The sequence below is a fragment of the Rhodococcus sp. C26F genome, assembly GCF_053345925.1.
Genome location: NZ_JBKFBA010000030.1, coordinates 48,499 through 74,825 on the forward strand (window position 1 = coordinate 48,499; position 26,327 = coordinate 74,825).

At 65.7% G+C, this 26,327-nt stretch carries 27 protein-coding genes, 1 tRNA gene, 1 other RNA gene and 2 pseudogenes; 19 read left to right on the plus strand and 12 right to left on the minus strand.

Annotated features, from left to right (window positions below; genetic code table 11):
• The first annotated feature begins 37 nt into the window (after nt 1-37).
• Both ACLBYD_RS23065 and tgt read left to right on the plus strand, forming a co-directional pair.
• Nucleotides 38-1,300, plus strand: coding sequence for an MFS transporter (locus ACLBYD_RS23065; protein WP_447818292.1), 1,263 nt, complete (start codon nt 38-40; stop codon nt 1,298-1,300).
• Nucleotides 1,297-2,556: a tRNA guanosine(34) transglycosylase Tgt gene (tgt, locus tag ACLBYD_RS23070; protein ID WP_016690997.1), complete on the plus strand. Its 1,260-nt coding sequence runs from the start codon at nt 1,297-1,299 to the stop codon at nt 2,554-2,556. Before ACLBYD_RS23065 ends, tgt begins: the two co-directional genes overlap by 4 nt.
• 15 nt (nt 2,557-2,571) lie before the next feature.
• On the opposite strand, the gene ACLBYD_RS23075 is transcribed toward tgt, so the two are convergent.
• The 5 genes from ACLBYD_RS23075 to ACLBYD_RS23095 all read right to left on the minus strand — a co-directional run bounded on the left by ACLBYD_RS23075 (nt 2,572) and on the right by ACLBYD_RS23095 (nt 7,138).
• Nucleotides 2,572-3,303 (minus strand): queuosine precursor transporter, encoded by a 732-nt coding sequence (locus ACLBYD_RS23075; protein ID WP_447818293.1) that lies wholly within the window; start codon nt 3,301-3,303, stop codon nt 2,572-2,574.
• Between the two features lie 125 nt (nt 3,304-3,428).
• Nucleotides 3,429-4,175: an RDD family protein gene (locus tag ACLBYD_RS23080; RefSeq protein ID WP_447818294.1), complete on the minus strand. Its 747-nt coding sequence runs from the start codon at nt 4,173-4,175 to the stop codon at nt 3,429-3,431.
• Between the two features lie 108 nt (nt 4,176-4,283).
• Nucleotides 4,284-5,210, minus strand: coding sequence for a hypothetical protein (locus ACLBYD_RS23085; protein WP_413768427.1), 927 nt, complete (start codon nt 5,208-5,210; stop codon nt 4,284-4,286).
• An 86-nt stretch (nt 5,211-5,296) separates the two neighbouring features.
• On the minus strand, nt 5,297-6,229 hold the full coding sequence (gluQRS, locus tag ACLBYD_RS23090; RefSeq protein ID WP_447818295.1) for a tRNA glutamyl-Q(34) synthetase GluQRS: 933 nt from the start codon (nt 6,227-6,229) through the stop codon (nt 5,297-5,299).
• A gap of 9 nt (nt 6,230-6,238) precedes the next feature.
• Nucleotides 6,239-7,138 carry a LysR family transcriptional regulator gene (locus tag ACLBYD_RS23095; RefSeq protein ID WP_447818296.1) on the minus strand — a complete coding sequence of 300 codons (900 nt, stop codon included), beginning with the start codon at nt 7,136-7,138 and terminating at the stop codon, nt 6,239-6,241.
• Between the two features lie 123 nt (nt 7,139-7,261).
• On the opposite strand from ACLBYD_RS23095, the gene ACLBYD_RS23100 reads away from it, so the two are divergent.
• The gene (locus ACLBYD_RS23100) at nt 7,262-8,650 is read left to right on the plus strand and encodes an MFS transporter (protein WP_447818297.1); all 1,389 of its coding nucleotides are present in this window, start codon (nt 7,262-7,264) and stop codon (nt 8,648-8,650) included.
• Complete coding sequence (locus ACLBYD_RS23105) at nt 8,647-9,384, plus strand: 3-hydroxybutyrate dehydrogenase (RefSeq protein WP_060653981.1); 738 nt, start codon at nt 8,647-8,649, stop codon at nt 9,382-9,384. Before ACLBYD_RS23100 ends, ACLBYD_RS23105 begins: the two co-directional genes overlap by 4 nt.
• Nucleotides 9,385-9,437: 53 nt before the next feature.
• Here the strand turns inward: ACLBYD_RS23105 and ACLBYD_RS23110 are convergent, their stop codons facing one another.
• Both ACLBYD_RS23110 and ACLBYD_RS23115 read right to left on the minus strand, forming a co-directional pair.
• Complete coding sequence (locus ACLBYD_RS23110; protein ID WP_016691005.1) at nt 9,438-10,022, minus strand: TetR/AcrR family transcriptional regulator; 585 nt, start codon at nt 10,020-10,022, stop codon at nt 9,438-9,440.
• A 53-nt stretch (nt 10,023-10,075) separates the two neighbouring features.
• Nucleotides 10,076-10,741 (minus strand): YoaK family protein, encoded by a 666-nt coding sequence (locus ACLBYD_RS23115; RefSeq protein ID WP_447818298.1) that lies wholly within the window; start codon nt 10,739-10,741, stop codon nt 10,076-10,078.
• A gap of 138 nt (nt 10,742-10,879) precedes the next feature.
• On the opposite strand from ACLBYD_RS23115, the gene ACLBYD_RS23120 reads away from it, so the two are divergent.
• Nucleotides 10,880-11,935, plus strand: a complete 1,056-nt coding sequence (locus ACLBYD_RS23120; RefSeq protein WP_447818299.1) for a GmrSD restriction endonuclease domain-containing protein — start codon at nt 10,880-10,882, stop codon at nt 11,933-11,935.
• A gap of 67 nt (nt 11,936-12,002) precedes the next feature.
• On the opposite strand, the gene ACLBYD_RS23125 is transcribed toward ACLBYD_RS23120, so the two are convergent.
• Together ACLBYD_RS23125 and ACLBYD_RS23130 are read right to left on the minus strand one after the other, a co-directional pair.
• Entirely contained in the window at nt 12,003-12,266 is a 264-nt protein-coding gene (locus ACLBYD_RS23125; RefSeq protein WP_016691009.1) for a hypothetical protein, read from the minus strand.
• Nucleotides 12,267-12,347: 81 nt separating this feature from the next.
• Nucleotides 12,348-12,435, minus strand: a tRNA-Ser gene (locus tag ACLBYD_RS23130).
• Between the two features lie 117 nt (nt 12,436-12,552).
• Here ACLBYD_RS23130 and ffs point away from each other — a divergent pair.
• From ffs to ACLBYD_RS23155, 5 genes and pseudogenes are all read left to right on the plus strand, one after another.
• Nucleotides 12,553-12,647, plus strand: an RNA gene (ffs, locus tag ACLBYD_RS23135) — signal recognition particle sRNA small type.
• 47 nt (nt 12,648-12,694) lie between these two features.
• The gene (locus ACLBYD_RS23140) at nt 12,695-13,987 is read left to right on the plus strand and encodes an aminotransferase class I/II-fold pyridoxal phosphate-dependent enzyme (protein WP_447818300.1); all 1,293 of its coding nucleotides are present in this window, start codon (nt 12,695-12,697) and stop codon (nt 13,985-13,987) included.
• Nucleotides 13,988-14,368: 381 nt separating this feature from the next.
• Entirely contained in the window at nt 14,369-15,727 is a 1,359-nt protein-coding gene (locus ACLBYD_RS23145; RefSeq protein WP_447818301.1) for a hypothetical protein, read from the plus strand.
• A 22-nt stretch (nt 15,728-15,749) separates the two neighbouring features.
• A pseudogene (locus ACLBYD_RS23150) lies at nt 15,750-15,851 on the plus strand (HhH-GPD-type base excision DNA repair protein); the annotation flags it as partial.
• Between the two features lie 17 nt (nt 15,852-15,868).
• Complete coding sequence (locus ACLBYD_RS23155) at nt 15,869-17,551, plus strand: recombinase family protein (protein WP_447818302.1); 1,683 nt, start codon at nt 15,869-15,871, stop codon at nt 17,549-17,551.
• A gap of 14 nt (nt 17,552-17,565) precedes the next feature.
• Here ACLBYD_RS23155 and ACLBYD_RS23160 read toward each other — a convergent pair whose 3' ends face one another.
• On the minus strand, nt 17,566-18,105 hold the full coding sequence (locus tag ACLBYD_RS23160) for a hypothetical protein (protein ID WP_447818303.1): 540 nt from the start codon (nt 18,103-18,105) through the stop codon (nt 17,566-17,568).
• 132 nt (nt 18,106-18,237) lie between these two features.
• Here ACLBYD_RS23160 and ACLBYD_RS23165 point away from each other — a divergent pair, with 132 nt between their 5' ends.
• The 6 genes from ACLBYD_RS23165 to ACLBYD_RS23190 all read left to right on the plus strand — a co-directional run bounded on the left by ACLBYD_RS23165 (nt 18,238) and on the right by ACLBYD_RS23190 (nt 22,114).
• Nucleotides 18,238-18,771 (plus strand): hypothetical protein, encoded by a 534-nt coding sequence (locus ACLBYD_RS23165; protein WP_447818304.1) that lies wholly within the window; start codon nt 18,238-18,240, stop codon nt 18,769-18,771.
• A gap of 389 nt (nt 18,772-19,160) precedes the next feature.
• Nucleotides 19,161-19,427, plus strand: coding sequence for a hypothetical protein (locus ACLBYD_RS23170; RefSeq protein ID WP_447818305.1), 267 nt, complete (start codon nt 19,161-19,163; stop codon nt 19,425-19,427).
• 83 nt (nt 19,428-19,510) lie between these two features.
• The gene (locus tag ACLBYD_RS23175; RefSeq protein ID WP_447818306.1) at nt 19,511-19,735 is read left to right on the plus strand and encodes a hypothetical protein; all 225 of its coding nucleotides are present in this window, start codon (nt 19,511-19,513) and stop codon (nt 19,733-19,735) included.
• Nucleotides 19,736-19,811: 76 nt separating this feature from the next.
• On the plus strand, nt 19,812-20,579 hold the full coding sequence (locus ACLBYD_RS23180; protein WP_447818307.1) for a helix-turn-helix domain-containing protein: 768 nt from the start codon (nt 19,812-19,814) through the stop codon (nt 20,577-20,579).
• A gap of 303 nt (nt 20,580-20,882) precedes the next feature.
• The gene (locus ACLBYD_RS23185) at nt 20,883-21,134 is read left to right on the plus strand and encodes a hypothetical protein (protein ID WP_447818308.1); all 252 of its coding nucleotides are present in this window, start codon (nt 20,883-20,885) and stop codon (nt 21,132-21,134) included.
• Nucleotides 21,135-21,289: 155 nt separating this feature from the next.
• Nucleotides 21,290-22,114 carry a phage major capsid protein gene (locus ACLBYD_RS23190; RefSeq protein WP_447818309.1) on the plus strand — a complete coding sequence of 275 codons (825 nt, stop codon included), beginning with the start codon at nt 21,290-21,292 and terminating at the stop codon, nt 22,112-22,114.
• Nucleotides 22,115-22,198: 84 nt separating this feature from the next.
• Here the strand turns inward: ACLBYD_RS23190 and ACLBYD_RS23195 are convergent, their stop codons facing one another.
• Nucleotides 22,199-23,128, minus strand: coding sequence for a hypothetical protein (locus tag ACLBYD_RS23195; RefSeq protein ID WP_447818310.1), 930 nt, complete (start codon nt 23,126-23,128; stop codon nt 22,199-22,201).
• A gap of 210 nt (nt 23,129-23,338) precedes the next feature.
• Between ACLBYD_RS23195 and ACLBYD_RS23200 the strand changes: the two genes are divergently transcribed.
• On the plus strand, nt 23,339-23,623 hold the full coding sequence (locus tag ACLBYD_RS23200) for a hypothetical protein (RefSeq protein ID WP_447818311.1): 285 nt from the start codon (nt 23,339-23,341) through the stop codon (nt 23,621-23,623).
• 259 nt (nt 23,624-23,882) lie between these two features.
• Nucleotides 23,883-24,284: a Gp19/Gp15/Gp42 family protein gene (locus tag ACLBYD_RS23205; RefSeq protein ID WP_447818312.1), complete on the plus strand. Its 402-nt coding sequence runs from the start codon at nt 23,883-23,885 to the stop codon at nt 24,282-24,284.
• A gap of 175 nt (nt 24,285-24,459) precedes the next feature.
• On the opposite strand, the gene ACLBYD_RS23210 is transcribed toward ACLBYD_RS23205, so the two are convergent.
• A complete protein-coding gene (locus tag ACLBYD_RS23210) occupies nt 24,460-25,269 on the minus strand; it encodes a TRADD-N-associated membrane domain-containing protein (protein ID WP_447818313.1) in 810 nt (269 codons plus the stop codon).
• A 596-nt stretch (nt 25,270-25,865) separates the two neighbouring features.
• Between ACLBYD_RS23210 and ACLBYD_RS23215 the strand changes: the two are divergent.
• Nucleotides 25,866-26,327, plus strand: a pseudogene (locus tag ACLBYD_RS23215) (transposase family protein); the annotation flags it as partial.

Sequence of the window (26,327 nt, forward strand, 5' to 3'; positions counted from 1 at the left end):
CTCCGGGACCCTCGACAGATCGAAGGTTTCCTCACCGATGACCACCACGGCTTCCGGCCGCCCACTCGACGATCCTGCCCACACCGACTCCGGACATCCCGCGCGCACGCTGGTGATGTGGGCACTCGCCCTCGGCGGGTTCGGGATCGGAACCACCGAGTTCGTCGCCATGGGGTTGCTCCCCGAGATCGCGACGAGCATCGGGGTCTCCGAACCCACCGCGGGTCACGTCGTCTCCGCCTACGCGGCCGGTGTCGTCGTCGGTGCCCCGCTCATCGCGACGATCGCCGCCCGCGTGCCGCGCAAGACACTGCTGGTCGCGCTGATGGTCGCGTTCACCCTCGGCAACGCCGCCACGGTGCTGGCCCCGAACTACGGTCTGCTCGTCGTCTCCCGGTTCGTCGCCGGCCTGCCGCACGGCGCGTACTTCGGGGTCGCCGCGCTGGTCGCGGCGCATCTCGCCGGACCCGGTCGCCGCGCGCGGGCGGTGTCGCTGGTGATGATGGGGCTGTCGGTGGCGAACGTCGTCGGCGTGCCCGCGGCCTCGTGGCTCGGCATGGCCCTGGGCTGGCGCGCGGCGTTCGTGCTGGTCGCGGTGATCGGAATCGCGACCGTCGCGGCTCTCGCGGCCTGGGTGCCGACACTGTCGATACCGACGACCAGCGTGCGGGTCGAACTCGGGGCGTTGAAGAGCAGCACCGTCTGGCTCACGCTCGCCGTGGCCGTCATCGGCTTCGGTGGTGTGTTCGCGGTGTACACCTACATCAGCACGACCCTGACCGACGTCGCCGGAGTGTCGAGATCGCTCGTGCCGGTCGCGCTGATGCTCTTCGGCGTGGGCATGGTCGTCGGCAATGCCATCGGTGGTCGCGTGGCCGATCGCGGTGTGATCCCCGGCGTCTACGCGTCGATCACCTCGCTCGCGGTGCTGCTCGCGCTGTTCGTCGCCGCGGCCCACAACCCGTGGACCGCCTTCGTGATGGTCTTCGGTCTGGGTGTCGGGTGCGCCGCGGTGGGTCCGGCCCTGCAGGTGCGGTTGATGGACGTCGCGGAGGACGCCCAGACGCTCGCGGCATCGCTGCACCACGCCGCGTTCAACCTGGCCAACGCGTTCGGTGCGTGGATAGGCGGGGTCGTGATCGCGGCCGGATTCGGCTACACCGCTCCCGCCGCGGTCGGCGTGCTGCTGGCGCTCGCCGGTGTCGCCGTGTTCGCGATCTCCGTCCGCCGCCGTGAGAAGGCCGTCGGCGCTCGCCGCGAGAAGGCCACCGATTCCCGACGTGATTGGATACGGAAGTGACCGATTCCAGCATTCCGACCCCGCCCGATCCCTTCTTCACGGTCGGAGCGCGTCTCGACAACGGACTCGGCCGCACGGGCACGATCCACACCCCGCACGGAGACATCCGCACCCCGGCCTTCGTCCCGGTGGGCACGAAGGCGACGGTCAAGGCGGTGCTGCCGGAGACGATGGCCGAGCTCGGATCGCAGGCGCTGCTCGCCAACGCCTACCACCTCTACCTGCAGCCCGGCTCCGACATCGTCGACGAGGCCGGTGGGCTCGGGAAGTTCATGAACTGGCCCGGCCCGACCTTCACCGACAGCGGCGGCTTCCAGGTCATGTCGCTCGGAGCCGGGTTCAAGAAGGTCATCGCGATGGAGTCCGTCGGCGTCCAGAACGACGACGTCATCGCCAAGGGCAAGGAACGGCTCGCCCACGTCGACGACGACGGGGTGACCTTCAAATCGCACCTCGACGGGTCGCGGCACCGGTTCACCCCCGAGGTGTCGATGCGCATCCAGCACGAGCTCGGCGCCGACATCATGTTCGCCTTCGACGAACTCACGACCCTCATGAACACCCGCGGCTACCAGGAACGCTCCCTCGAGCGGACCCAGGCGTGGGCGGTGCGGTGCATCGCCGAGCACGAGAAGCTCACCGCCGAACGTGCCCACCGTCCCTACCAGGCGTTGTTCGGGGTCGTGCAGGGCGCGCAGTACGAGGACCTGCGACGACAGGCGTGCCGGGGCCTCGAGTCCATCGTCGGCGAGACCGGCCGCGGGTTCGACGGCTACGGCATCGGCGGTGCGCTCGAGAAGCACAATCTCGGCACGATCGTGCGGTGGTGCACCGAGGAGCTGCCCGAGCACAAGCCGCGGCACCTGCTGGGCATCAGCGAACCCGACGACATCTTCGTCGCGGTCGAGCACGGCGTCGACACCTTCGACTGCGTCAATCCGTCGCGGGTCGCGCGCAACGCCGCGATCTACCATCCGGACGGCCGGTTCAACATCAACACCAGCCGTCACCGGCGCGACTTCACGCCGATCGACGAGAACTGCGACTGCTACACCTGCCGGAACTACACGCGGGCGTACATCCACCATCTGTTCAAGGCGAAGGAGATGCTCGCCTCGACGTTGTGCACGATCCACAACGAACGGTTCACGGTGCGGCTCGTCGACGACATCCGGACGAACATGGAGAACGGCACCCTCGCCGAGTTCAAGGCCGAGACGCTCGGCCGGTTCTACGCGAGCCGGCGCCAGGCCTGAGTCGTCACTGAGTCGTCAGGAGTAGGAGGGTTCGCGCTTCTTGACGTACGCGATGACACGGTAGGTCACCGGGAGCACGACGATCTCGACCAGCGTCTTCCACAGGAACCCGACGATCACGAAGTTGACGAAGTCAGCCCAGGTCGTGATGCCGATGGCCCCTGCGGCGATCGAGCAGAAGATGAGGGTGTCGGCGAACTCGCCGACGACGGTCGACCCGATCAGACGCGCCCACAGGTGCTTCTCCCGGGTGCGTTCCTTGATGCGGACGAGCACGTACGAGTTGAGCAGCTGCCCGACCGCGTACCCGGCGAGCCCGGCGATCAGCATCCGGGGCACCACACCGAGCACGTTCTCGAAGGACTCCTGACCGGCGTAGAAGTCGGCCGGGGGCAGCTGCTGAGTGATCCAGAAGCACAGCGCGGACAGCGCGACCGCCCCGAAGCCGTAGAAGACGGCGCGGCGGGTGGCCGCGAAGCCGTACACCTCGCTGAGCACGTCGCCGAGGATGTAGGCGAGGGGGAACAGGAAGAACCCGCCGTCGGTGATGATCGGCAGGATCTGCAGCGGCCCGACGGTGAGTTCGGAGCCGGTGAAGAACGCGATGCCCTTCGTCGCGGAGATGTTGGAGATCATCAGCACCGCGGTGAACAGCACGACGATCCCCGTGTACGGGCTGCGGCCCACGCGCGCGAAGGCGGCGTGGTCGAAGAGGGCGGGGGAGGTGTTCGATCTGTGCTCGGTCACCCGGACATCCAAGCATCACCACGGGGCGATCACGAAGTTGCGGACCGTCTGTACGTGCGCGAACACCCCATATGCGACGAACGGGTCCCGTCCTGACGAGGACGGGACCCGGAGCGCGCGGGAGATCAGGACTTGCGTACCCGGGTGCCGCCGGCGAACTTGTCGTGGAAGCCCTGCTTGTTGCCGTCCTGCTCGATGGTGACCGCGATACCGATGTATGCGGCGAGCGACAGCAGACCGGCGAGGAAGCCCAGCAGCGGGACGCCGGTGAGGATCTGCAGCGCGACGAAGGCGTTGCGCTTGGCGGCCTGCTCGAGGGTGGGGTTGCCACCGGCGGGGCCGGCGACCGACAGGCCGAGGAGTTTCTTGCCGACGGTCGCGCCCCGAGCGGACTCCATGTACGTCCAGTAGCCGAAGGCGACGACACCGCTGGCGACCGTCATGAAGAAGTTCACGAAGCCACTTCCGCCGCTCGCGAGGAGCATGATCGCGGTCAGGATCCCCATGGGGATGCCGACGATGAGACCGTCGATGATGCGGGCGCCGAGACGCGGGAGCAGCTCCCCCGGGGTGCCGGTGCCGAAGTTCGGGCCGGGGAATCCTGGGCCTCCGAACCCACTGCCCTGCGGCGACCCGTACTGAGGTGCACCGTACTGGGGAGCGCCGAACTGGGGCGCGCCGTTCTGCGGGGTTCCGTACTGCGGTGTTCCGTACTGGGGAGCGCCGTACTGAGGGCCACCGTTCTGGGGAGCGCCGTACTGAGGAAACTGCTGGGTGTAGTCGGGCGGGGTGGCGCCGTACGAGGGGGCGCCGGGATGACCGCCCGTCGCCCGAGGATCCTGCTGAGGGGGTGGATAGCCACCAGTGGTCACTTGTGTCTCCCTTGTCGCGATCGGCATGGCAACGCGCCACGGTACAGCGTGCCGTGGCGCGTCGGTAGATGCCTCCGGATGCGACGGGAGGGTCCCGCCGGGGTTGTGTCAGGCCGCTACGGGACCACCCGTGGTGACCCGGTAGGCGTACGTGACGGCGATGATCGACACCGGCACGGTGACCAGCAGGCCGATCAAGCACAACAGGGCACCGAGGAGGTTGATGCCGAGCAGTGCGAGGGCGAGCAGCACGAGCGTTCCCGCATTCGATCTGACGGCATTGAAGCTCGACTTGATCGCGGTGACGGCATCCTGATTGCGATCGATGACGAACTGCATCGTCCACCACGCGAAGAACGCGAACACCAGGCCCGGGAGGATGCACAGCACGAGACCGATCGACGTGCCGATGCCCACGAGCAGACCCGCGACGATGACCGCACCGATCGGGCCGATCTGGAGGAACGTCCCGAAAGCGGGTCGCTGCCCGTCGGTTTCGGCCAGCGCACCGCGCACGAAGGCGGCCTGGATCAGGTATCCCACGATCGCCGAGACGATGCTGCCGATGGCGCTCAGGAGGGTGAAGTCCGTCGCCTCACCGGTGAAGTCGAACCCGTTGAAGATGCCGCTGATCAGGCCCTGGATGACGAACGCGGCGAGCATGAAGACGATCCACACGCCGGCGTTGCCGCTGAACTTCGACCAGCCGTAGGAGATCGCGTCGCCGACACTCAGCTGATTCGGGGGCGGACCACCGAAGCTCCCGGCGCCGTATGCACCCGGCGGGGGCGGGTAGTCACCACCCGACGGGGGAGGCGGATAGTTCCCCGGCGGCGGGTAGGACCCACCCGGCGGCGGGTAGTTGCCACCCGAGGGCGGGGGATAGTTCCCCGGAGGGGGGTAGTTGCCGGGCGGCGGATAGTTCCCACCCGGCGGGGGAGTGCCACCGCCCGAGGGCGGCGGATAGTTTCCGGGTGGCGGATAACCACCCGGGTTCTTCGGATCCTGATTCGGGTCGTAACCACCGGTGGTCATGGCTGCCTCTCGTCTCCGGGATCGGACACTTCCGAGAGAGTACGGACATCACCTCGGGTCCGCATCCGCTATGTCCGCATCGTGTCCTATCGGATGCCTTCCTCGGACGGCGTGAACACCCACGGATCCCGGGGAAGCCGCACGGGATTCCAGCGGTCCAGCAACAGGTCCGGCGACACGGGCTCGCCGGGGTCGGCGAGCCGCAGAGACACGGCGATCGTGCCCAGCACGTCGGCGGCCGTGTGACCGAGCGTGAGCTGATCGGCCAGTGTCACCGCGCCGTCCCGTTTGGCCAGTCGCTTGCCCTCCTTGTTGAGCGCGAGCGGCACGTGCGCGTAGACGGGTTCCGACAGTCCGAGAAGGTGTGCGAGACAGGCCTGCCGGGGCGCGGAGGTGAGCAGGTCGTCGCCGCGCACCACCTGATCGATGCCCTGGTCGGCGTCGTCCACCACCACTGCGAGGTTGTACGCGGGGGTTCCGTCGTTGCGGCGCAACACGAGATCGTCGACGATGCCCGTGAAATCGCCGTGCAGCAGGTCGTGGACGGTGAACCACTCCTCGGTCGCCCGCAACCGGATCGCGGGGGCGCGGCCGGAGGCCCGGCGCTCGGCCCGCTGCTCGTCGGTGAGGTTGCGGCAGGTGCCCGGATAGGCGCCCGCAGGGGCGTGGGGTGCGGAGGTGGCCTCGAGGATCTCGCGTCGGGTGCAGTAGCACTCGTAGGTCAGACCGGCCTGCTCGAGCCGCGCGATCGCCTCGTCGTACAGGCGCCGGCGGCGGGACTGGTGGACCACCCGGCCGTCCCAGTCGAGACCGATCGCCGCGAGATCCGCGAGCTGGCGTTGCTCCGCGCCGGGACGCACCCGGTCGAGATCCTCGACGCGGACCAGGAACCGACGGTTCGTCGACCGCGCGAACAACCACGCCAGGACGGCGGTGCGCAGATTGCCCAAGTGCAGGTCGCCGGAGGGACTCGGTGCGAAGCGACCCGCTCCTGCTTCGTCCTCGTCCGAAAGTGACACCCGTGCACTCTATCGAGCGACCCCCAGGAGCACCTCTCGCTGGGCGTGCACGACTTCCCGGATCGCCGCGACCGCGGCCGCGACCTCCGGCCGCCGCAGCGTCTCCGAGCGCGCGACGAGCCAGTAGGCCAGACGCGCCTCGACCTCGCCGGGCAGGACCCGGACGAGATCGGGGTGCCGATCGGCCATGAAGCACGGCAGCAGACCGAGTCCTCCGGCGGCGCGGGTCGCCTCGACGTGCACGAACACGTTCGTCGAGCTGATCGAATCCTGCATGTCGGGGGCGATGCGCCGCGCGACGTCGAGATCGTCGACCTGCAGCATCGAATCGATGAAGTACACGAGGGTGTGCTCACGCAGGTCGCGGACCGACGACGGGGAGCCGTGCGTGGCGAGATAGTCGCGCGAGGCGTACAGGCCCAGGTTGTAGTCGGCGAGGCGGTGCGCTTCGGCCCGATGCACCTGCGGGCGTCCCACCACCACCTCGATGTCCATGCCGGACCGCTGCTGCGAGGCGCGCCGGGTGGTCGCGACGATCTCGACGGAGATACCCGGATGGCGTTGCCGCACGAGCGCGCCGGCCGGGGCGGCGATGTAGGCGCTGAAGCCGTCGGTGGCGGAGATACGCACGACGCCTTCGAGGCGGCGCTCGCCCCGGGGGTTCCGCAGACTCCCGACCGCGGCCTCGACGCGTTCGGCGGCCTCGAGCGCCTCGCGACCGCGGTCGGTCAGTTCCCATCCCGCCGCCGACCGCGTGAGCACGCGACCGCCGAGGCTGCGCTCGAGCGCGGCGATCCGCCGGGAGATCGTGGTGTGGTTGACGCCCAGGTCGTCGGCGGCGCTGGTGAACCTGCCACTGCGCCCGACGGCGAGCAGGACGAGGAGGTCATCGGCCGAGGGCACGCTCATGTGTGCAGTTTTGCAGATCGCATCTGCGAATCGCGTCATTGTGGATGCATATGTGCGTACCGATACTCGGCATATGTGTTTGGAAGTGTTCCCCGTCACACAGTGTCCCGGGAGGGTGCAGGCATGAGCGTCGAACAGGCACGAACGGATGGACCGGAGAGTTCACCGTCGGCATTGCGCAGGGTCGTCGGTGCGTCCATGGCGGGCACCGTCGTCGAGTGGTACGAGTTCTTCCTCTACGGCACCGCCGCGACCCTCGTCTTCGCCAAGGTCTTCTTCCCCGACGGCGGCAACGAACTCGACGCGATCATCGCGGCGTTCGTCACCTACGCCGTGGGCTTCGTCGCCCGGCCGCTCGGTGGGATCGTCTTCGGCCACTTCGGTGACCGGTTCGGACGCAAGCAGCTGCTGCAGACCAGCATCATCATGGTCGGCGTCGCGACCTTCCTCATGGGCTGCCTGCCGACCTTCGGTGCCATCGGGTACTGGGCGCCGGCGCTGCTCGTGACGCTCCGGTTCATCCAGGGCTTCGCGGTCGGCGGCGAGTGGGGCGGCGCGGTACTGCTGGTCGCCGAACACAGCCCCAACCGCTCGCGCGGATTCTGGTCGTCGTGGCCGCAGGCCGGTGTGCCGATGGGCAATCTCCTCGCGACGATCGTCCTGCTCGTCCTCACCACCACGTTGCCCGAATCGGCCTTCCTGTCGTGGGGCTGGCGAGTCGCGTTCTGGCTCTCGGCCGTCATCGTGCTGATCGGCTACTACATCCGCACCAAGGTCACCGACGCCCCGATCTTCCTCGAGGCGCAGCAGGAGGCCGACAAGCTGAAGGAGACGTCGTTCAACGTCTTCGAGGTGCTCAAGCGCTACCCGCGCGGCGTGTTCACGGCCATGGGCCTGCGGTTCGCCGAGAACGTCATGTACTACCTCGTCGTCACCTTCTCGATCACCTATCTGAAGATCGTCGTCGGTGCCGACACCAGCCACATCCTGTGGTGGATGCTCGCCGCGCACGCCGTGCACTTCGTGATCATCCCGATGGTCGGACGACTGTCGGACACGCTGGGACGCCGTCCCGTCTACATGATCGGTGCCGTCACCGCCGGCGCCTGGGGCTTCCTCGCCTTCCCGATGATGGACACCGGCAACAGTGCGTGGATCATCTCGGCGATCGTCATCGGACTCGTCTTCCACTCGTTCATGTATGCGGGGCAGCCGGCGATCATGGCGGAGATGTTCCCGACCCGCATGCGCTACTCGGGCGTCTCGCTCGGCTACCAGGTCACCTCGATCGTCGCCGGGTCGCTCGCCCCGATCATCGCCGCGAGCCTGCTCAGCCGCTTCGAGTCGTCGGTCCCGATCTCCTTCTATCTGCTCGGCTCGTCGCTGATCACGATCGTCGCGGTGATCGTGGCCCGGGAGACGAAGGGCATCTCGCTGCGCGACATCGACGCCGCGGACGCGGAAACCGTCGCCCAGGAGAAGGCCGCCGAGAACGCCAGGATCTCGGCATGAGGGCCCGCACCGCACTCGTGACCGGTGGTGCCGGCGGGATCGGGGCGGCCTGCGCCCGCGCCCTCGCCCGGCAGGGAGTCCGCGTGACCGTCGCCGACGTCGACGAGGTCGCCGCGAAGACGCTCGCCCACGAGATCGGGGGAGAGGCGTGGGGTGTCGACCTGCTCGACACCGACGGCCTCGACGGTCTCCGCCTCGACGTCGACATCCTCGTCAACAACGCCGGCATCCAGGTGGTGCGGCCGGTGGAGGACTTCGCCCTCGCCGACTTCCGCCGCATCCAGACGCTCATGGTCGAGGCGCCCTTCCTGCTCGTGAAGGCCGCGCTGCCCGGCATGTACGAGCGGGGCTTCGGCCGGATCGTGAACATCTCGTCGGTCCACGGGCTGCGGGCGTCGGCGTTCAAGGCCGGGTACGTCACCGCCAAGCACGGCCTCGAGGGGTTCTCCAAGGTCGTCGCGCTCGAAGGCGGTCCCCGCGGCGTGACGAGCAACTGCGTCAATCCGGGTTACGTCCGCACCCCGCTGGTGGAGAAGCAGATCTCGGAACAGGCCCGCGCGCACGACATCCCGGAGGATCGCGTGCTCTCGGATGTGTTGCTCACCGATCAGGCGGTGACCCGGCTGGTCGAGCCGGAGGAGGTGGCCTCGCTCGTGTCGTGGCTGGCCTCCGACGAAGCCGGGATGGTCACCGGCGCGTCGTACACGATGGACGGCGGCTGGTCGGCCCACTGACAGGACGGTCCGACTGCAATCACCGACCCGCGTCCCGGATTCCGGGGCGCGGGTCAGTGCGCGTCGGCGCCGTCGAGGACGAGCTGGACCTGGGCGTGCAGAGCGTGGGTCAGATACTCGCGCGGGTAGAGCTCGGGGCTCGCCGCCGCGTCGAGTGCGAGCCCGTTCGCGGCCGAGAGCAGCAGAGCGGCCCGGGTCTCCGGGTCGGGCGTACCGGCGCGGATCAATACGCGCGCTATGCCCGTGCGGATCGTGAACAGGGTGGCGGTGCGGATGGCGCTCAGCGTGGGGGAGGTGACCGCCCGCACGGCGAACGCCGACATCACGTGCACCTCGCTGCCACGTTCCTCGTCGAGGGGGAGCAGCTGGCTGAGCGCGGAGAACAGGGTGCGCGCCGGATCGATGTCGGGATCGACGTTCGTCAGCCGGTTCAGCACCCGGTCCGAGAGGGTGCGGAACGAGTACGCGAGCATCTCGTCCTTGGTCGGGAAATGGTGCTGCACCGCCCCGATCGAGACCCCTGCCTCGTTGGCCACCTCCCGCACGCTCGCCGCGTCGAGACCGTTGCGTGCGGCCACGTCGAGCAAGGCCGCAGCGAGCCTGGTGGGACTGGTGGTGACGTAGGGACGCGTGCGCATGGGGAGCACCGTAGCCGAGCTCTCCACCGTACGAACGTACGGAGAGGTGGGAATCACACCCCGCCGGTGAGCTCGCGATCTGAGAGGAAACGGACCGACACCGTCAGCGCGGCTGCGAACGCCGCTGCGATCCACAGGGCGTGCAGCCCCAGCACCCGGTGGGCGAGCGCGCCGAGAGCGGCGCCCGTCACCAGGCCGCCCCACAGGCCCAGATAGGGCAGCCAGCTCCAGCGCGGACCGCCGAAGAAGGCCGCCGCGATCCGTTGTCCGATCTTGACCAGTGCACCCGTCATGTAGGTCAGGGCGACGGTCGTCTCCCCGTGCCGCCGGAACACCGAGTTCTCCGTTCCCATGGCCAAGGTCATCGCGATCACGGCGACCGGCGTCCAGTCCACGAAGACGGCCGCGGCGGCGATCGTCAGCAACACCGTCACCGTCGCGAGGACGGCGGTCTTGCGGGTCCGCCGGTCTCGGTCGGTCAGTTCCGCTACCACGCTGCCGAGAATCACTCCGAGCACGAACAGCGCGAGCACACCGCCGATGAGGGCGACCGTCTGCCACGCACTGTCGGCCGCCCCGACCGCGAAGCGCGTGGAGTTGCCGCTCATGAACGACACGAAGACGCCGCCCAGGGTGATGAAACCGAGGGCATCGATGAACCCTGCGAGAGAGGACAACGCGATCGCAAGTCCCTGCAACTGCCTGCCGTAACCGACCACCAGACGATAGTAGGAACCGTTCCTGCCGGATGCCGACGACGTCGGCTCCCGGATACTTACGCGGTGTAACGACCGGGCGTCGTGGGCGCGATGAACCAGGGGAGCCGTCCGGCGCCGTCGTTCTCAGGAGTTCCCTCGATGTCCTTGCCCCGCTTGTCGTCCCGGCTGTCCCTGCTCGTCGTCGCGACGGTCGCGGGTCTGACCCTCACCGGTTGCGATTCGACCACCGAGGACACTTCCGTCGCTCCGGCGGCGACTTCCGAACAGTCCCCGGCGCCGAGCTCCGAAACCCCCACGACGACACCGTCACCCACCACGACGCGCTCCACCTCGACGACCGCACCGAACCCGGCAGCGTCGGCGGATTCGTCGGAGGCCCTGGCCCGGCTGGCGACCCTGCCGATCAAGGGGCGCGCGCCCAAGACCGGGTACAGCCGCGACCTGTTCGGCCAGGCGTGGAGCGACGACGTGTCGGTGGAGTTCGGGGGCAACGGCTGCGACACCCGCAACGACATCCTGCGACGCGACCTCGTCGATATCGTCTACCGGCCCGGTACCCGCGACTGCGTCGTCGCGTCGGGAACCCTGAACGACGTGTACACCGGTACGACGATCGCGTTCACCCGCGGGCAGGACACCTCGACCGCGGTGCAGATCGACCACGTCGTCGCGTTGTCGGACGCGTGGCAGAAGGGCGCGCAGCAGCTCGACGCGGGCACCCGGGCCGATTTCGCCAACGACCCGCGCAACCTCCAGGCCGTGGACGGGCCGACCAACCAGCAGAAGAGCGACGGCGACGCCGCGACCTGGCTGCCGCCGAACCGCGCGTACCGCTGCACGTATGTCGCGCGGCAGATCGAGGTCAAGGCGATCTACGGCCTGTGGGTGACGCAGGCCGAGCACGACGCGATGGCGCGGGTCCTCACCGAATGCGGAGGTGGGGCTCCCGCAGCTGCACCCGCGCCCACCACGACGACGCGCCAGGCGCCCACACCTGCGCCGGCACCCTCGTCGGCTCCTGCGCCGGCTCCTGCACCTGCGCCCGCCCCCGCCGAGCCGGCCCCTGCTCCGGCGGAGGTGTATTACAAGAACTGCGCGGCGGCCCGGGCCGCGGGAGCTGCGCCGCTGTATGTGGGAGAGCCCGGCTACCGGCCGAAGATGGACGGTGACGGGGACGGCGTCGCCTGCGAGTAGCGCGCCGCAGCGTCTGCGAGTAGCGCACCGCAGCGCCTACGAGTAACGCACTGCCGCGATCTCCCGGTCAGCTGAAGCGGTCGGTGAGATTGCGGCGCATGCGGTGCAGCTCGCGGAGCTGGGCGCCCAGCCGCTCGACCTCGGCGTCGAACCGGCGCGCCCGGTCCACGGCCCCCACCCGGTGTTCGGCGAGGGCCTTCTGTTCGGTCTTCTCGATGGCTGCGGACACCTCGTCGATCTCCCGGTCCAGCATCTCCACCCAGACCGAAGCCTGCTCGTGGTCGGCGTCGCCGGCGAGCGGGAAATTGTCGTCCGCGGTCACGAGACGCATCGTGCCCGAGATCGGCCCGGTACGCGAACAGGGGGACCGGAAAAGTAGAAACCCCGTGGGNNNGCGCCCCACGGGGTTCCGTGGCGGAGGATAGGGGATTTGAACCCCTGAGGGCGTTAACCCAACCCGCGTTCCAGGCGAGCGCCATAGGCCACTAGGCGAATCCTCCGTGGGGAAGCATACCGAATGGAGACCCCAACTTGCCAAACGGGCACGTCGCACCCTGATTCCGGGGGTGCTGCGGGGGCGGGTTCGCCGCCGGGGCGCTCGTTCCTCTACACTTGCCGATGGATCCCGCGCGGCGCGCATCCTGTGAACTCCCCCAGGGCCGGAAGGCAGCAAGGGTCAACGGGCTCTGCCGGGTGCGCGGGGTCCTCTTAATTTCCGCCGATGCCCGTGTCACCGTGCACGGTGAAAGGTCCCTCCGCATGCCTACGCAGACCCAGTACGGGTTGATGAGCCATGAGGAACTCGTTGCAGAGCACGAGCGCCAGTCCGCCAACTACGAACGGTTGAAGTCGGAGAAGCTGACGCTGGACCTGACCCGCGGCAAGCCCTCGCCCGAGCAGCTCGACCTCTCCGCGGAGTTGCTGTCGCTGCCGGGCGCCGACGACTTCCGCGACGGCAACGGCACCGACACCCGCAACTACGGCGGCCTCACCGGCCTGCCCGAGCTGCGCGCGATCTTCGCCGAGCTGCTGAACATCCCGGTCGAGAACCTCGTCGCAGGCAATAACGCGAGCCTCGAGATCATGCACGATCTCGTCGTCTGGTCGCTGCTGCACGGCACCGTCGACTCGCCGCGCCCGTGGTCGCAGGAGTCGGTCGTCAAGTTCCTGTGCCCGGCGCCCGGCTACGACCGGCACTTCGCGATCACCGAGTCGCTCGGCATCGAGATGATCCCCGTGCCGCTGCGCGAGGACGGCCCCGACGTGCGGTTCATCGCCGATCTCGTCGCGAACGACCCGCAGATCAAGGGCATGTGGGCCGTGCCGACCTACTCGAACCCCACCGGCGCGGTGTACCCCGAGGAGATCGCCCGCGAGCTGGTGTCGATGCCGACGGCCGCTCCCGACTTCCGCATCTTCTGGGACAACGCCTACGCGGTGCACCCGCTCACCGAGCACCTCGCGCCCGCGATCGACATCCTCGGTCTGGCCGCGCAGGCCGGTCACCCCAACCGTGTGTTCGCGCTGGCGTCCACCTCGAAGATCACCTTCGCCGGTTCGGGCGTGAGCTTCTTCGGCAGCTCCACCGAGAACCTCACCTGGTACCAGAAGCATCTGGGCATCAAGACCATCGGCCCCGACAAGGTCAACCAGCTGCGTCACCTGCGTTTCTTCCGCGACGCCGAGGGCGTGCGTGCCCACATGGCCAAGCACCGCGAGATCCTCGCGCCGAAGTTCGCGCTGGTGCGCCGCATCCTCGAGGAGCGTCTCGGCACGTCGAAGGTCGCGTCCTGGACCGAGCCCGAGGGCGGCTACTTCATCAGCCTCGATGTCGTCGAGGGCACGGCGGCCCGCGTCATCGCCTTGGCGAAGGAAGCGGGTATCGCGCTGACGGGTGCCGGTTCGGCGTTCCCGTACAAGAAGGACCCCGAGGACAAGAACATCCGCCTCGCCCCGAGCTTTCCTTCGCTCGGCGAGCTCGAGAAGGCCATGGACGGTGTCGCGACCTGCGTGCTGCTGGCCGCAGCGGAGAAGGCGCTCGCCGACAAGTAGTGCGTGGGTAGGTACGCAACGCGAGGACGAGGCTCGCAACATCGGCAGTCACTGCCGGCGTTGCGAGCCTCGATTCTTTGTTGCGTACCTCCGTCGACAAGAATCTGAACTCCGAGTGTGAGTTTGTTCCCAACCTGTGGATAAAGTTGTGCACAACACGTGGACGGGCGGTGGACAACTCGGATCGTCCCTGGTCGGGGCATTACCGGTGCCCGGCGTCCCCACGACTTGCTTTCCCCTACCGACCTGACATACTCGCTGGTCAGGGTCGCCGCATACCGTGCGGCGGGTTCGGAAGTGGTGAGTGTGATGGAAAACCGCGCTCTCGTGAATTCCGGAGTCGGCGCATCGGCCGTCGGATCTGTCACGGGGTGTCTCGGTGTGCTGAAGGTGTTCCTCCTGGCGCTCGACATCGAGGCGGCGCCCGAGACGCCACCGCGGGTCCCACCCGTCGAGAAGGTGGAGCCCTTCCTGCCGGCACGCATCGCCGAGCAGCCCGAGACGGACCACGGTGTGCGTCCGCCGTGCCTGCTCGCGTTCCGGCACGTCGTCGACCCGACACGACCGGAGATCTCGTTCGGTGCGTCGACGGGGTCGCTGCGTGAGGCGCCGGACGCGACCAGACCGTATGTGGGACACCCCGCGACGTGCGTGTCGCTGTGGGACGTCCCCGGCCACGGTCTCGTCCTGGCGCTGGAATCGCTGTCGGACCACGGTTCCCCGCTCGTCGACTGGCGCAGCGACCCGCTGCAGGACCGCGACGGCGCCGGTCTGCGCCCGGTGCTCGGTGAGTTCCTCGCGCCCTTCGAACTGACCGCCGACGCCTGCCTGAACGACGTCTTCCCCGGACTGAACAGGCGGTTGTGTGCGCCGACGACCTATCGGCCCCTGCACGAACTCGTCGTCCACCGCCACCGGGGAGTCGGCGATCGCGAGGTCGCCGAGGGCATGGTCGTGGAGGTGGTCTCGAGCGGCGGCGAACGCGTCCGCTCGCTCGTCGACGGCCCGCGCATCGGACCGGAGGCCCGCGCGGCGGCACGGTCCTGGGGTGTGTTGTGGAAGTGGGACCGGGTTCCGCTGGTGGACCGGCCCGTGCAGCCGGGGGCCGCCATCGCCGTGCGGGAGGACTCCGGTGCGGTACTGTTCGACCTCGAGGCCACCGCCCTCGGCAGCGACTATGTCGGGCACGGCACCCGCGAGATGATCTACGGGCTCATCCCGTGGGTGGCGGTGCGGGCACGGGCCTCCGCCGACTACTGGACGACCATGGAGCATCTGCGCCACCCCGACGGGCTCGGCGGCGATCGGCTGGCCACGGTCCTCGACGACATCGCGATCATGCAGGCGCGCCGGATGGAACGGGCCCTGCTGCGCAAGGAATCGATCCACGACGACCGGTTCCACTCGTGGACGCAACCCACACAGCTGCGAGCACTCATGGCCGGCCGGGTCGCCGACGACTTGGCCGAACTCGACGCGGAACTGTCCGAGGCCGTGGACATCGTCGAGCACGCCCTGCTGCGCAGTGCCGAGTTGCGCGGTGCGAGGCATACCCGCTTGGCCCAGGGCTGGTCCGCGGCGGCGTCTGTCATCGCCGTCGTGGCGTTGTTCGCCGCCCTGGCCGCCGTTCCGGACACCTCGCAACCGACGCTCTTCCCGCACTGGCTGCATGCTCTGACCACGTCGATCGCGCTCACCCTGGGCATCGTGATCGCGGTGGTCGTGTGGCGCCGCCCCTGACGCGCAGGGCATGATCGTCTGCATGTCATCGACGCTGAACCTGGTCGGAGATCCCGACGCCGACGCACTGCTGGCCGAGAACCCGCTGGCGCTTCTCATCGGCATGCTGCTCGACCAGCAGGTGAAAGTACCATTACAACCATGACCGTGCAACGGCAAGCGCTACGCGCCCTCGTGGGCGCTCGCGTGTCAGTAGTCCAAGGACCCCAGAAGGTGTCGCACCTGGCCCAACTCGAGACCGCTACCAAGTGGGCTGAGGCCAGGGGATACGAGATCGTCGGAACGTTCGAGGATCTCGGTGTGTCAGCGGAGAAACGGCCGGAGGAACGGCCAGACCTCGGGCCGTGGCTCAGCGATGAAGGTGCGGCCAAGTGGGATGTGATCGTTTGGTCGAAGATGGACCGGGCTTTCCGGTCGACCCGTCACTGTGTCGACTTCGCCCAGTGGGCGGAGGAACGGCAGAAGATCGTCGCGTTCGCCGACGACGGACTCACGCTCGACTACCGGCCTGGAGTCACCAAGGGCATCGACTCGATGATGGCTGAGCTGTTCGTCTACCTCGGTTCGTTCTTCGCTCAGCTCGAGCTGAACCGGTTCAAGTCCCGCGCCCAGGACTCGCACCGGGCTCTGAGGCAGATGGATCGATGGGCCTCGGGTGTCCCTCCGCTCGGGTTCAAGGTGGTGGAGCATCCGAGTGGCAAGGGCAAGGGCCTGGCCACCGACGAGGTCGGTTACCGGCTGCTGCATTCGATGGCACGTCGTCTGCTCGACGGCTGGTCATTTATCAGGATTGCGGCGTGGCTGAACGCGCCGTATGCGGACCAGCGTTGCACCGGCACGCACGTCCCAGGTTGCGAGTGCCGCGACAGCGCGGCTCTGACGAATATGGACCGTGCTCGAGTGGCCAAGGGAGTGCCGGCCAAAGCTCGACCGTGGACGGTAAACACCGTGATCGAGGCCCTGACCTCGCCACGAACGCAGGGGTTCAAGATGACCGGTCGCGGCAAGAAAGCCATGGTCGTGCTCGATTCCGAGGGTAATCCGATTGTTCTAGCTCCTCCTACGTTCGACGCTGCCACCTGGACGCAGCTCCAGGAGGCTGCCCAGCTCCGCAAGCTCAACCAGCGGACACCGACAGCGTCCACAAACCCGATGCTCGGAGTTGGCGTATGCGGGTGCCGGGGGTGCCCCGCGTGTGGTGAGGGCGGTTGCGGGGCCTCGCTGGCCCAGCAGAAGTCGAGAACCACGACGAAGTCGGGCAAGGTCAACGAGCACCGGTACTACCGATGCGGACGAACTCCGTTGAACTGCAACGGAACCGTGGTTAAAGCCGACGTGGCTGACGCCGCGATGGAACGGCTGTTCCTTGATAAATGGGGAGACGAGAAGGTCACCCGACGCGTGTTCGTCCAGGGGGAGGACCATTCTGTCGAGCTGGAGCTCGTCAACGCGACCATCGACCGGCTGAGGATGGAGTCCGACGCCGGCCTGCTGACGACACCGGAGGACGAGCAACGATGGCTCGCCCGAATGAAGGCTCAGGTGGCCAAACGAGACCAGCTCGCCGCCAGGCCGTCGCGTGCATCTGGGTGGGTGACCGAAGAGACCGACCAGACCTACCGGGAGGTCTGGCCGACCGCAGACAAGCGTCAGCTCATGATCGACCACGGGGCTCGATTCGTTCTGTACCCGACAGGTGCAGAGGATGGACTGCGTCAGATGGCAATGCTCGTGCCCCGAGGCCTCGCCGATCTGAGCCCCGATCTCAGTCTCGATGACCTGCCCAAGCCTGACGCGGTCTCGATCGAATTCGGCAACGGTTAGGCTCCTCCTGGCCCTTAGGTCGATGCCGAGGTGAGCTTGGCTGCCTTGCTCAGCTCGTCGATCTTCTGCAACAGCTCACGGGCACTCGCTGTCGCCTCGCCACCTTCTCGTCCTTCTAGTGCTTCGCTGAGGTATCCCTCGCGACGAGCACGCATGATGTGGCCCTTGACTGTGGGCACTGGCTTGCCCAAAGCGTCCGCTATCGCGGTCGACACGCCACGGCCCTCTGGAAGGAGCGCCTCGTACGCTACCGCCAGGCGGGCCAGGTACTCAGTGGAGATGCGGCCCTTGCCGTTGTTGTAGGTGACCACGAGGTCGTCAAGCGCCTTCGCCGCTTCCGCTGAGTGCGGGTAAGCAACGACTTTGGTTTCGAACGGCTCGACAGTATGAGTGCGAGTCTTTCGGAAATGGTCCAGTATCTGCCGCGTGGCTTCACGGATCTCGTCGTAGCTCAGCTCTCCGCCTTCGACAGCCCTAATTGTGACCTGGACTAAGCGCCCGTCCACCTCACCTTTTTCGATCACGTACGGCGCATTCAGCGTCTCGATCTCCATTCGCTCAGCGTAGCTCTTGTGCATACGGCGTAGCAAACCGTATGTACAGTATGATATGGTCACCTCCTGCTCGGATAGAGCGAACCATGGCAGCGGGACGAGCTGCCACGAATACTGAGGGAGAACAAAGAATTGTCCAACGACATCGACTCTTGCCTGTTCGGCGAGGTTGAGACCTCGGCATCGGGCATCCAGTTCGTCCGCCCGCTGAGCAACGCAGCCGCCAAGTCGGTGCCGAACCACGTCGACAAGTGGCGACGCGAGAACCCGAACCATGTGGTCAGGCAAGAGGTGAAGTCGACCGGCGGAACCTGGGTCCAGTTCTGGGGATTCCGCGTCTACTACGGCCCGTGCGCTGACTGCGGCGGCCTCGTCCACACTCGCCGGTACATCGCGGACAAGAAGGACGGAAGCACCGACACCGGTCGGTGGCCGAAGTACTGCACAGGGTGCAGCGAAGCGCGGCACGTGGCACACAATGCCGGTGCGAAACAGAGGATGGCGGCGTTACGCAAGAGTCGGAAGGAAGTCCAGCTTGAGCAGTTCCGTGCCCGAGGCATGGAGCCCCCGCAGCCGGGTAGGCCGAAGGGGTCGTGGAGCACCTCGGCCAGCGAGCCGCGTGGATCCTGGATCAGAACCGTCCCAAATGTGAGTTACCTCGCTTAGGGAAGCCTAAAAATGTGTTCCGTATTTCTACTATTGTTCGCACAGGGAAAAGACATCCCTTGAACGTGCGAGCTTGAGCCCCGGTGGGGTCGGTGCTCGTTCGCATCCCGACGAGCCCCCGCCCGTCGGAGGTCGGTCGGTCGGCGACTCTCTCCCTACCGACCGCCTGAACTTCCCGAGGTTGGCCATTCCTCGGTAAGCCGCTGATCCGTCAGCGGATAGGGACGGCTGGTAACCGTCCCCTCCCCGTGGAGGGGAGTTGCTTGATCCGCTCCCCGGCCTATGAGGGTAGGCCGGGGAGCATTCCCCATCTTCTGGTCAGAACATCAAATACGTTCTGACCCTTTTTCTTTGATTTGGTACGTACCCGCATACGAAAGGAGGGCACTATGCCCGCCGCTACAAACCAGTGCCCTCGGGGGCACGACACCCGCACTCGCGCCGACCGCGACACCCAGGGGCACTGCCGCAGGTGCAAGGCCGATGACGAGAAGCGCCGACGGATCGCCAAGTCAGCAGCTTGGACCGTCGTCCGCGCCTTCGAGAACGCAGGCGTCCAGTTCCAGCACGACGGCGTACCCGTCGATCCAGCCGAGGTAGCCCAGCAACTGGCTGAGGCATACGCAGCCGGGGCGTTCGACACATACCCCGATTGATCTACCCATCACGAGGCCCGTTGGGGCCTCATCTACACCCACATCGCCCAGGCGGCGAGACATCACCTTAGGAAGGAACCCACATGACACCTCCCGCGTACACCGACCTCCCCGAGTACTGGCAAGAGCACATCAAGCATCTGCGCCAGGACCGCGCCAAGCTGCGGAGGATGGAGAAGCTCACCGACCTGCCTCTGGGTTGGCAGCGCACCATCAAGCAATTGCGATCTGACTGCAAGACATATCGTCTGCACCTCCGAGCTGCCGAACAGCGCATCGCCAAGCTGGAGGCCGGTCGCAATGCCTAGTCGAAACCTGGTTCGGCACCACGGCAAGCGCGGAGCCCACGGACCTAACGGAGGCCAGTTGTACGCAGGAATCCCTATGGAGCTTGCCCGTGACGGCAAGCTCTCGTACACAGCCCGGTCGGTGGCCCTGTACGTCTGGTCCCATGACGAGAGGTGGCAGCAGTCGGCCGCAGCCGTTGCGGAGGACCTCGGAATGAACCGAGGGACCGTAGGTAAGGCTCTGGTCGAGCTGGAGGAGCGCGGCTGGTTGGTTCGAGAGATCCACCAGATCATCGGCGAGAGCGGCAAGCTTCGCACCGCCTGGGAGCGGTGGCACCTGCAGATGACCAACCGCCGGTTCACCCCGGACGAGGTTCAGGAGCTACGCGAGGCAGGAGACGTGCTCATGAAACCAGCACGTTCTAAGCAGACGTGCTTGCGAGGCCAGCACCTAAGTGCCGGTGAAACCAGCACCCCACGTGCTGGCCAGACCAGCACCATAGAAATGGAACCCAGGAATGCACCAGAAGTGCATTCCAGTAATGCAAGTGCTGATCAGGACGAGACCGGCCATGGGGGCCGGTCTCTTGCGGTTGCGGATCCAGAGGCAACTGCAGAGGATCGGCCGGCCACAAGTAGGCAGGCCGGGCCAGACGCTGAACCTGCATCTGCGGATGTCCTCGAGACATCCGAGGAGGCGAACCGCCCTGTCGGTCTGCAACCGCTGGCCCGGTCATCCATGACCGACCCGTTCGCCAGCGAGCCCGCATGGCGAGCCGAGGCAGCCGCCCGCGAGAAGCGAGTTACACGTCTGCTCGAACCTGCAACTGCATCCCACCGGGTCCCTGATCCGTGGTCGAGCTGACGTCATCCCCCAACCCGGCCCCGTCAACAACGGGGCCTATGCATTACCAATAGGAGAGATATGCAGAACCAAAACACCCCTGTCCCTGTCCCCGTTCCTAGCCCTGGCCCTGGGGGCAACGCTGACGGACTTTCTACCGATTCCGCCTCGGTTACCCCCGATACTTTCCAGGGTCTCAGGGAAGCCAGGGACCGATATCGCATCGAACGCGACGCCAGTCGCCAGGAGCTGACCGCCGCTCAGGCTCGTATCGAACGGATGCAGCGCGCTGAGGTCGAACGAGTCGCTGGCGAGCATCTGGCGATGCCTGGCGACCTCTTCTCGCTCTCGGGCAACGAGCTGGCGGACTACCTCGACGACGACGGCAATGTCGACCCCGAGAAGGTAGCGGCTGATGTCGTCGCCGTCCTGACCGAGCGTCCCGGTCTGCGGAAAAACGCTCCCGCGTTCGACCCGACCCAGGGCACCGGAGGCGGCAAACCGAAGCCTGGAGAACCATCGCTCGCCGCGATGATCAAGGGCACCGTCGCTGATCCCTGGTCGGCCCGCCGGTAACTGAACTCCCGCTCTGCACGTCGTCCGTGGCGGCAGTGGAGCGATAAAGCCTCTGCGAGGCAACGGGATCCGAGCTTGTGGCTCGGTGACTTCCAACATCAATTCGGGCCTCTGGCGATGCGCCAGGGGCCTTTCTCATGTCCACAGGAGGACACGTGACCGTTCTGAATTCCAACCTCGCCAATGCCTGGACCCCCGAGGATTATGGCAAGGCAATCGATCTGGTAGTGGATGCCGAGTCCATCGCGTTCCTGGTCGCGACCGTGACGAACACCGACAAGCACACCATCCGGTTCCCGATCCTGGTCGACGACGCCGCGACCGGCTGGGTGCCGGAGAAGGGCGTCATTCCGTTGACGGATCCTGAGACCGACGAGCTTGTGGTGACCCCGACCAAGGTCGCTGGCCGTGTCGAACTCTCCAACGAGTCCGTCATGGACTCCGACCCCGAGGTTCTGGACGAGACCGCCAAGGGCCTCGGGCGCAGCCTCGCCAAGCGAATCGATGGCGCGTTCTTCGGTGACACCGTCACGAACGGCCCGAGCGGCCTGCTGTTGCTGGCGGATGCTCAGGTGGTCGACGCTGGCGCGTTCATCAACCTGGATCCGTTCCACGACGCGAAGTTGGAGGCGTTCAACAACAACGCCGAGCTGACGCACTTCGTGCTCGCCCCTGATGTCGCCAACACGCTGGCGAAGGTCAAGACCGCCAGTGGATCGAATGCTGGCCTGCTGGAGACTGTCGACGACGGTGTCCGCCTGGCTGGTGTTCCGGTGTACGTCTCCCGCGCTGTCGCGCCCGGCAACGCTTGGGGCTTGGACAAGCGCCAGATCCGCACGGTCCGCCGCCTGGGAACGACCATCGTGGCCGACGGCAGTGCGTCGTTCGACTCCGACGCGACCCAGCTCCGCGCTACCTCCCGCGTCGGGTTCGGGTTCGCCAACCCGGCTGGCATCGTGCGCCTGTACGACGCGAATTAGTCGAATTCGACTAATTCGCAACTAACACAAAGTGAAGGGTCGTCCCACCAGAGTGGGACGACCCTTCATTGCCTTCACAAGCAGTCAGGATGGCGTCACTTCATCCACGTCACCTGTACTCGACTCGGGACGTATCCTAACTATTGACCTCGGTATCGCCGCCTTATAGTGCATCGCATATGTGAAGTAAGTTGCCGCCAGCGCGCCAATAATAATGAAGGCCATCAAAGGCATCATCCAAATCTCCCCCTGAATCGAGGTATTCCCAGCCTCACGTACCGCTTTGGAAAAAGATTTCTGGCCTTCCAGGGTGGTCAAGTCATATCCTGAAGCATCTACATACTCAGGCTTACCGAATACATCTGAAGCGAGTTCGTATACTAGGAACCAGCCGATGCCCATCATGACGAAATTCATTGCGGTAATTGGAGAACCAGCTATAACAATCCGAGAGAACCACCTCGCGGCGACCGCATCGAGGTCTCCTGGAGCGAGCCTGGCCGACTTTCCGCTGGGCACAGCAGCGCCCCGTATAGTGCCAACCAATTTTGCTGGCGTGGGACTCCCGTGAAGAAGTTCCACTACAAAGCCGTCAGACGCATCCAGGAAATCGAAAGACAGAACCACCGCTGTAGGATCGTCAGGATCAATTTTACACTTGACATCAATCTGTTCTCGACTCATCGAGATGAGTCGGACGTGTAGGGCCAGGTCGTTAGAATCAAGTTGCAGGCGCAACTTATCTGTCGGCAGAATGTCCGACCCTCTCACGGTGTCCCCGCGGGCATTCCATATCGCAATTCGCGTTCGACTTACGCTCCGGATCTTGTTGCCGTCAAAGTCCATATGCAATCGGTCGAGGATGCCATCTTCGGACTTTATGATGATGTCGAAGTCGGTTGCCGCTCGGAGGTCAGGCCGCTGACGACCACGGCGGCCTACGAGCCATCCCAATAGGGCGGCGCCGATGGTCACGGCGAGTCCTATCAACGTCAGTACAAGACCGAGTTCCATGTCCACCTCGTCGTTTACCTCATTCCAACCCGCGTAAGAGTGCCACAAGGTGCACCCAGGGGGGATCCCCCTGGGCCCATCTTGGACCGGGTGGTTATACGTCTGAGCCATCGTGTGAGGTTTTCAGAACCTGATTTTTTCATCAGATGCCCTGCTCAGGGCCTATTTCCTACTTCAGATAGAGGAGTTGAAACGCCTATGCGGCCACGAATGCCGAAGGGTTTCCGGTCGGCAGGCCAGAAACTCTGGAGAACCGTCCTGGACGAGTACGACCTCGACAACGAACCAGCCAAGCTGGAGATCCTCGCCCACGCCTGCCGTGTATCCGACACCATCTCCGAGCTGGACCGGGCGACTGTCAACGAGCCGCTGACCGTCAGGGGAAGTGCCGGCCAGATGGTCATCCACCCGCTGATCTCCGAAGTCCGCGTTCAGCGGGCGCTACTCGCTCAGCTCCTCGCCCGACTCAACTTCGCACCCGCAGAGGAGGACTAGTCATGCCCCGAGGAACCGGGATGTCGCCCACCAGGCGACGTAATTGCAAGCCGAAATCCCAGAGCCCGGAGGCTCTGGCTGCCGTTCTCCCGGACGATCTCCGGTCTCTCGAGGGTCTACGTACCCCCAGCGACTACCAGGCGCTGAGACGCAACATCGTCGACTGGCTCAGTCACGCCCACCACGGCCACGAGCTGGCCACTCCCGTAATGAACGCAGCCGGTCTATCGGCTGCCGACTTCTACCGAAAGGCACTCACATGGCATATGCCGAAGCGGCTGACGTAATCACGCTATGGGCCAGGGAACCCGAGCCCGAGGTACTGGCGTTGATCGAGCGCCGACTCGAACAGGTCGAACGCATGATCGTTCGACGGATCCCCGATCTGGCCGACAAGATCGCGGCCGGAGACATCGACGAGGCCGACGTGGTCGACATCGAGGCCGAAGCGGTGTTGCGGGTCGTCCGCAACCCCGAGGGGTACGCGTCGGAAACCGACGGCTGGTACTCGTACCAACTCAACGGCGAAGCATCCTCGGGCAAGCTCAAGATCCTCCCCGAGGAGTGGCAGACACTCGGAATCCGACCGAGCAAGATGTGCACCATCGTCCCCAACCTCATTGCACCCGTAGGAGGTTCGCTGTTCAGCTCAGGGGGCTAGCCCCTGTTCAGCTATACAGCTATACGTGACCCACGTGACCACGTGTGGACGTCCTCTCGCACGAAGACACCCCAGGCCGTTGACCTGGGGCTCCTTCGACTACTCGACTACTCGACTACTCGACTCCTCGACTACTCGACTCCAGGCAGAGCCATGTCATCACGTGATTACTCGATCACGCGGTGGCACGGTCGGCCGGGAACACATCCGAGCGCGGAAGCGGCCCACTCGGAACCACCGTGGAAATGCCTCCATTCACCTCAGAGGTAGCAGCTGGTGCTCGACTAATAGCGGTGGCGGACGCCATCGCCTGCCGGGCAAGGTCGGCTAGTGCCCGATCTCGCTCTGCCGGATCTTCGATTAAAGCAACGAGAAGCAGCGCAGATTCCCGATTGTTGTCCTGCTGCACCGTGTCCGCTAGGAGCTGCAAGTTCTGCTGCGAATCGCCTTTCGCTTTCCGCGCTTGTGAGAACACGAGAGCCGCAGCACCCTCGACCACGGCGCCGACGACCGCCGCAAGGATGCCGGAGTCCAGCGAGCCCCCATACACCATGACAACGCCGACGATCATGATTATGAAACCTAGAAGTCCTACGAAGTAGGAGAGGTAGGCGTACATCCGACTCTGACTTAGCGCATTTGAGTAGTGGTCGGTGAGCACCTTATATGACGTCGAAGTGCGAAGACGCATGTCTCGTACGTGGTCTGGTGGGACACCTCCTGCTTCCACCTCGTCGACTTGATCGGAAGACACCTCGGCTTGCTTGAGGCCCTCGGTACCAAGACTTTCTGTGCCCCACCAGGCCTCTCGCAGGGAATCGATCTGGCGTGCTTCTTCTGTCCGCTGCTTTCGTGATTGGGTGATGAACCCAAATGCTGAAGAAATAAGCCCGGTACTTGCGACAATCCCGATGCTCCCCACAAGCACGCTCCACAAGACGGAGCTGTCCCCGATGTCAGCCGCCAAGACTGCTTCTGATCCCATGCGCTGATTTTCACACGTAAACTCGATCAGGAGGAGAACTTGATCACCAGGCCGAAGTAGAGGCTGCCCGCAAGTCCGGTCGGGTACGTGAAGGGCATCACACAATGAAGCCACGCAGTTGCTCTAGGGATCCCCTTGTCTCTCGATTACGTGGGCGAGGCATCGCTGTCCGACGCTAAGCTATCGCCTCCGGATGCGAGTTAGGACGTCGCCTCAATCCATCCGGTGGGCGAGGTGTAGAAGGTGCGAGCGTTGTCGTAGGACATCGGGAATGTCGTAAATCGCTCGCCAGAAGGCTGCATCACCTTTTTGGTTATTAGCCTCCCGTCGATCACGAAGTCGAGTTCCAAGTGCCATATCAGGGGCTCGTCCCCTGCTTCGGCATACACATCGAACTTCTCGGCGGCGTAGGGCTCGATCCGGAACTCAAGAGGAATTGGCGTTACTGAGCCAGGTTGGCTCTCCGGTGGAATGCACTGGATCGACCGACTGTCGAGATCGACCCGCAGATGAAATCCGGCTCTACGCACTTTGCAGGGGCGTGATGCTGTCCGACCCCGTGCCGTGTCGGTGATTGAAAAAGGGCCCGCGCCCTTGTGAGCTGGGTGTTCTTCAGGCAACCAGACCAGCAAGGAACGCGGGCATGCTCCACAGTAGTGGCTCACTGCTGCTCGATCTCGACGGCATCGTCGTCGAGTCGGTGCAGCGCATCGACGACGGCAACCGGATCGTCCGGCTCGGCACCGACCCGAGGTGGGCCGGCGTGTGCCCACAATGCGGGCAGATATCGACCCGATCGAAGGGCTGGGTCACCACCCATCCCCGGGATGTGCAGATCGGTCCGGACCGCCCCGTGCTCGAATGGCGGAAACGGAAATGGTTGTGCACCAATAGAGTCTGTGATCGCAAGGTGTTCACCGAGTCGGTGCCGGGCATCCCGGCCCGCGCCCGCATCACCCCGCGGGCGAAGACGATGATGGCCGCCGCCGTCCTCGACGAGGATCGCTCGGTCGCTGCCGTCGCCGCCGAGTACCGGTGCGCCTGGCACACCGTTCATG